The sequence below is a fragment of the Streptomyces thermocarboxydovorans genome, from assembly GCF_039524635.1.
In the GTDB taxonomy this organism is placed as follows: Bacteria; Actinomycetota; Actinomycetes; order Streptomycetales; family Streptomycetaceae; genus Streptomyces; species Streptomyces thermocarboxydovorans.
Genome location: NZ_BAAAGU010000030.1, coordinates 1 through 4,546 on the forward strand (window position 1 = coordinate 1; position 4,546 = coordinate 4,546).

The following is a 4,546-nucleotide window of genomic DNA, read 5'->3' on the forward strand; positions in this document are numbered from 1 at the left end:
CTGTGCATTCGTCAGGTCATGCCGCCCCACGAAGTGGATCATGACACATCAAGATCCACTTCTGAAACGCACCCTAGCGCTGGCCGGCATGAACGGGCCGTGGCTGTACCGCTTCGGCACCGAGAAATACCACCAGTACAAGATCAATCAGCCGGAGTACAAGGCCGCCAACGGCAAGTGGGAGATCATCGAGTTTCCCGAGGAGTACCGGCAGAACACCATTCACGCGGCGCTGCTGCGCACCGGCAAGGTGCTGCTCGTCGCGGGGTCCGGCAACAACCAGGACAACTTCGACGCGAAGAAGTACGACACCCGGATCTGGGACCCCGTCAAGGGCACCATCAAGAAGGTGCCCACGCCGAGCGACCTGTTCTGCACCGGGCACACCCAGCTCGCCAACGGCAACCTGCTGATCGCGGGCGGCACCAAGCGGTACGAGAAGCTCAAGGGTGACGTGAAGAAGGCCGGCGGCCTGATGCTGGTCCACAACGAGAACCCGGACAAGCCGATCACCCTGCCCGCGGGCACCAAGTTCACCGGCAAGGAGAACGGCAAAACCTTCGTCTCGAAGGACCCGGTGCTCGTCCCGCGCGCCAAGAAGAACTTCGACAAGGCGACCGGCAAGTTCCTCGGCAACACGCCGGGCGTGGGCCGTATCTACGTCGAGGCGGAGAAGGAAGGCGCCAAGTACGAGACCGGCACCCAGGACAACTACCGCGTCCAGGGCCTCACCGGTGCCGACGCCCGCAACACCTACGGCATCGCCGAGAAGCTCGCCCTGGACAAGAAGGACTTCCAGGGCATCCGGGACGCCTACGAGTTCGACCCGGTCGCCGAGAAGTACATCAAGGTCGACCCGATGAAGGAGGCCCGCTGGTACCCGACGCTCACCACCCTGAGCAACGGGAAGATCCTCAGCGTCTCCGGCCTCGACGACATCGGCCAGCTGGTCCCGGGCAAGAACGAGATCTACGACCCGAAGACCAAGAAGTGGACCTACACGGAGAAGGTCCGTCAGTTCCCCACGTACCCGGCGCTGTTCCTGATGCAGAACGGCAAGATCTTCTACTCGGGTTCCAACGCGGGCTACGGACCGGACGACGTGGGCCGCGACCCGGGCATCTGGGACGTGGAGACCAACAAGTTCACCAAGATCCCCGGGCTGAGCGACCCCGACATGATGGAGACGTCCGGCACGGTGCTGCTGCCGCCGGCGCAGAACGAGAAGTACATGGTCATCGGCGGTGGCGGGGTCGGTGAGTCCCGCAAGTCCAGCAACAAGACCCGCCTGGTGGACCTGAAGGCGGACAACCCGCGCTTCGTGGACGGCCCTTCGCTGGACAAGGGCACCCGCTACCCGCAGTCGTCGATCCTGCCGAACGACGAGGTGCTGATCTCCGGCGGCTCGGAGGACTACCGCGGCCGCAGCGACTCCAACATCCTCGAGGCGCGGATCTACGACCCCGCGAAGAACGAGATGCGCCGGGTCGCCGACCCGCTGGTGGGCCGGAACTACCACTCCGGTTCGATCCTGCTGCCCGACGGCCGGGTGATGTTCTTCGGCTCCGACTCGCTCTACGCGGACAAGGCGAACACCAAGCCGGGCAAGTTCGAGCAGCGCATCGAGATCTACACCCCGCCGTACCTGTACGGGGACCGGGAGCAGCCCGAGCTCTCGGGCGGGCCGAAGACCGTGAAGCGCGGTGACTCGGCCACCTTCACCTCCAAGGACGCGGCGAGGGTGAAGAAGGTCCGGCTGATCCGGCCGAGCGCCACGACCCACGTCACCGACGTGGACCAGCGGTCGATCGCGCTGGACTTCCAGGCCGACGGCGACAAGCTGACCGTGACCGTGCCGAAGAACAAGAACCTGGTGCAGTCCGGCTGGTACATGCTGTTCGTCACCGACGGCGAGGGGACGCCGAGCAAGGCGCAGTGGGTGCACGTGCCGTAGCGACTGCCCCGCCGAACCGGGCAGCGGACATGAGATGAGAAAGGGGGGGCCCTCCGTGACGGAGGGCCCCCCCTTTCTTCGTGCTTCTTCGTGCTTCTTCGTGCTTCTTCGTGTTCCCCGGCTCAGTCGCTGGCCTTGGCGAGCTTCAGGGCGTAGTCCGCCCACCACTGGCCCGCCTTGGGGCCGCCCTTGCACTCGCCGTCGGACTCACCGGGGCGCTTGACCCACAGGTAGGCGTCGACGAGCGGGTCGGCCGTCTTCACCGTCGGCGTCTCGCCGAGGGCGCGGCCGGGCGGGTTGCACCAGCGTTCGTCCGCCTTGCCCTCCGTGTAGGGGCCGTTGCCGTTGCGGCTGGTGTCGATGACGAAGGGCTTGCCGCCGACCTTCGACGACAGCTGCTTGCCGTAGTCGATGGAGTCCTCGGTGGTGTAGAAGTTCGACACGTTCACCGCGAAGCCGTCGGCCTTGTCGATGCCCGCCCGCTTCAGCGGCTCGTGGATCTGGTCGGGGTTGCCCCATCCGGCGTTGCCGGCGTCCAGGTAGACGCGGGTGTTCTTCAGCGCCGTCAGCTTGTCCACGGCGCCGCTGAGCAGGTCGTAGCGCTCCTCGTGGAACTGCTGCGGGGTGCAGCCGTCCACCAGGTGCAGCACGGCATCGGGCTCCAGGATCACCGTGGCCGGACGGTCGCCGATGCCCTTGGCCACCGCGTCGACGAAGGCCCGGTAGGCGTTGCCGTCGGCGGCGCCGCCCTGCGAGTACTGGCCGCAGTCGCGGTGCGGGATGTTGTAGAGGACCAGCAGCGCGGTACGGCCCGCCTTGTCGGCGGCCTCGGTGTAACCGCGGGCCTGCTCCTCCGGGTTCTCCGGGCTGATCCACTCGGCGACCGGCTGCTCGGCGATCTTGCGTATCTGCTCGGCCTCGCTCTTCTTGCCGTCCTTGATCAGCTCGGCGACCTTGCGGGCGGCGAGACCGTCCGGATTGACCCAGAACGGGTTGGAGTCCTTCGGCTGCTGCGTGATCTCCGCGCCGGCCGCGTCCGGACCCTTGCCGCCGTCGCCGTCCGACGAGGAACACCCCGTCATCAGCAGTGCCGCCCCCAGCACCACTGCGGACGCCCGCCTCCCGGCGAACGCCCCGACCCCCCTGTTGCCGTACATCCAACCCCCCTCGGGTGGACTCGTATCAAGTCGATGAACCTCAATCCTGACATACGGCTCGTGACGCCCACGAGGCCGAGCCCGTGCTTGTCCATCAGCCGTTACAGGCCGCCCGGAGAGTCGGCGAAGGGCAGGTCGGGGGCCTACGGAGTGTGAGTCAATGGAGCAGCCCGCAACGCCCTCGCCCGGGGCGTCGCCCGCGACCGCCCGTCCGCCCGTCACCGACCCGGGGAGCAGCAGCCGTGCCTCGACCTCCAGCCGCCGAACGCCGCCCGCGCGCCCTGCTCGCCATGCACGGCCATCTGGCGGCCCGGCTCTTCGACGAGGCCACGCTGCGCCGCCTGACCGCGCTCGCCGAGCTCAACCCAGATCTGGTCGTGGACGACTTCACCACGCCCGCGGCCGAGCGGGCGCTGCGCGAGACCGAGGTGATCGTCAGCTGCTGGGGCTGCCCTCCGCTGACGCCGGCCGTGCTCGACCGCGCGCCCCGGCTGCGGGCCGTCGTCCACGCCGCCGGTTCGGTCAAGCAGCACATCACCGAGGCCTGCTGGCGCCGCGGCATCCAGGTCTCCTCCGCGGCCTGGGCCAACGCCCTGCCGGTCGCCGAGTACACGGTCGCCTTCGTCCTCCTCTCCGGCAAGGAGGTGCTGCGCGTCCGCGAGGACTACCGCGCCCGGCGCGCCGCCCACGACTGGCTGGCGGCCTGCTCCGGCGCCGGCAACTACCGCAGGACCGTGGGCATCGTCGGCGCCTCCCGGATCGGCCGCCGCGTCCTGGAGCTGCTCCGCCCGCACGACCTCGACCTGCTGCTGCACGACCCGTATCTGCCGCCCGGCGAGGCCGAGCGGCTGGGCGCGACGGCCGTGGAGCTGGACGAACTGTGCTCCCGCAGCGACGTGGTGAGCGTGCACGCACCCGAACTGCCGTCCACCCGCCATATGTTGAACCGCGAGCGGCTGGCGCTGATGCGCACGGGGGCCACGCTGATCAACACCTCCCGCGGCTCGCTGATCGACCAGCGGGCGCTCACCGAGGAACTGGTCGCGGGCCGGCTCTGCGCCGTCCTCGACGTCACGGAGCCCGCGGTGCTGCCGCCCGATTCGCCGCTCTACGACCTGCCCAATGTGGTGCTCACCCCGCACATCGCCGGCTCCCTCGGCAACGAGCTGCACCGGCTGGCGGCGGCCGCCGCGGACGAACTCGAGCGCTATGTCACGGGCCTGCCGTTCGCCCACCCGGTCACGGAGGAGGAGTGGGAACGCTCGGCCTGACCGGGGTGGTGCCCCGGGAGGCCGAGCGTCGGGGGTCGGGGGTTCGGGGTGGCTGACCGTGGTGGTTCCGGCGCCCTTGTCCGGGCGGCCGATCGCCGTGGGCCGGGCGCCGTTGTCCGGCTGAGCCGATCGCCGTGGGCCGGGCGCCGTTGTCCGGCTGAGCC

General features: G+C 69.0%; 3 protein-coding genes. 2 read left to right on the top strand and 1 reads right to left on the bottom strand.

The window, feature by feature from the left end; genetic code table 11:
- Positions 1-40: 40 nt before the first annotated feature.
- Positions 41-1,954, top strand: a complete 1,914-nt coding sequence (gene glxA, locus ABD198_RS15520) for a radical copper oxidase GlxA (protein WP_486388891.1) — start codon at positions 41-43, stop codon at positions 1,952-1,954.
- 122 nt (positions 1,955-2,076) lie between these two features.
- Here glxA and ABD198_RS15525 read toward each other — a convergent pair whose 3' ends face one another.
- On the bottom strand, positions 2,077-3,111 hold the full coding sequence (locus tag ABD198_RS15525; protein WP_344001503.1) for a glycoside hydrolase family 6 protein: 1,035 nt from the start codon (positions 3,109-3,111) through the stop codon (positions 2,077-2,079).
- A 290-nt stretch (positions 3,112-3,401) separates the two neighbouring features.
- Here ABD198_RS15525 and ABD198_RS15530 point away from each other — a divergent pair, with 290 nt between their 5' ends.
- A complete protein-coding gene (locus ABD198_RS15530; RefSeq protein ID WP_344001618.1) occupies positions 3,402-4,382 on the top strand; it encodes a hydroxyacid dehydrogenase in 981 nt (326 codons plus the stop codon).
- Positions 4,383-4,546 lie beyond the last annotated feature (164 nt).

Bases quoted from the DNA above. Each gene is read 5' to 3' on its own strand.
- glxA (WP_486388891.1), top strand. From the start codon at position 41: ATGACACATCAAGATCCACTTCTGAAACGCACCCTAGCGCTGGCCGGC.
- ABD198_RS15525 (WP_344001503.1), bottom strand. From the start codon at position 3,111: ATGTACGGCAACAGGGGGGTCGGGGCGTTCGCCGGGAGGCGGGCGTCC.
- ABD198_RS15530 (WP_344001618.1), top strand. From the start codon at position 3,402: ATGCACGGCCATCTGGCGGCCCGGCTCTTCGACGAGGCCACGCTGCGC.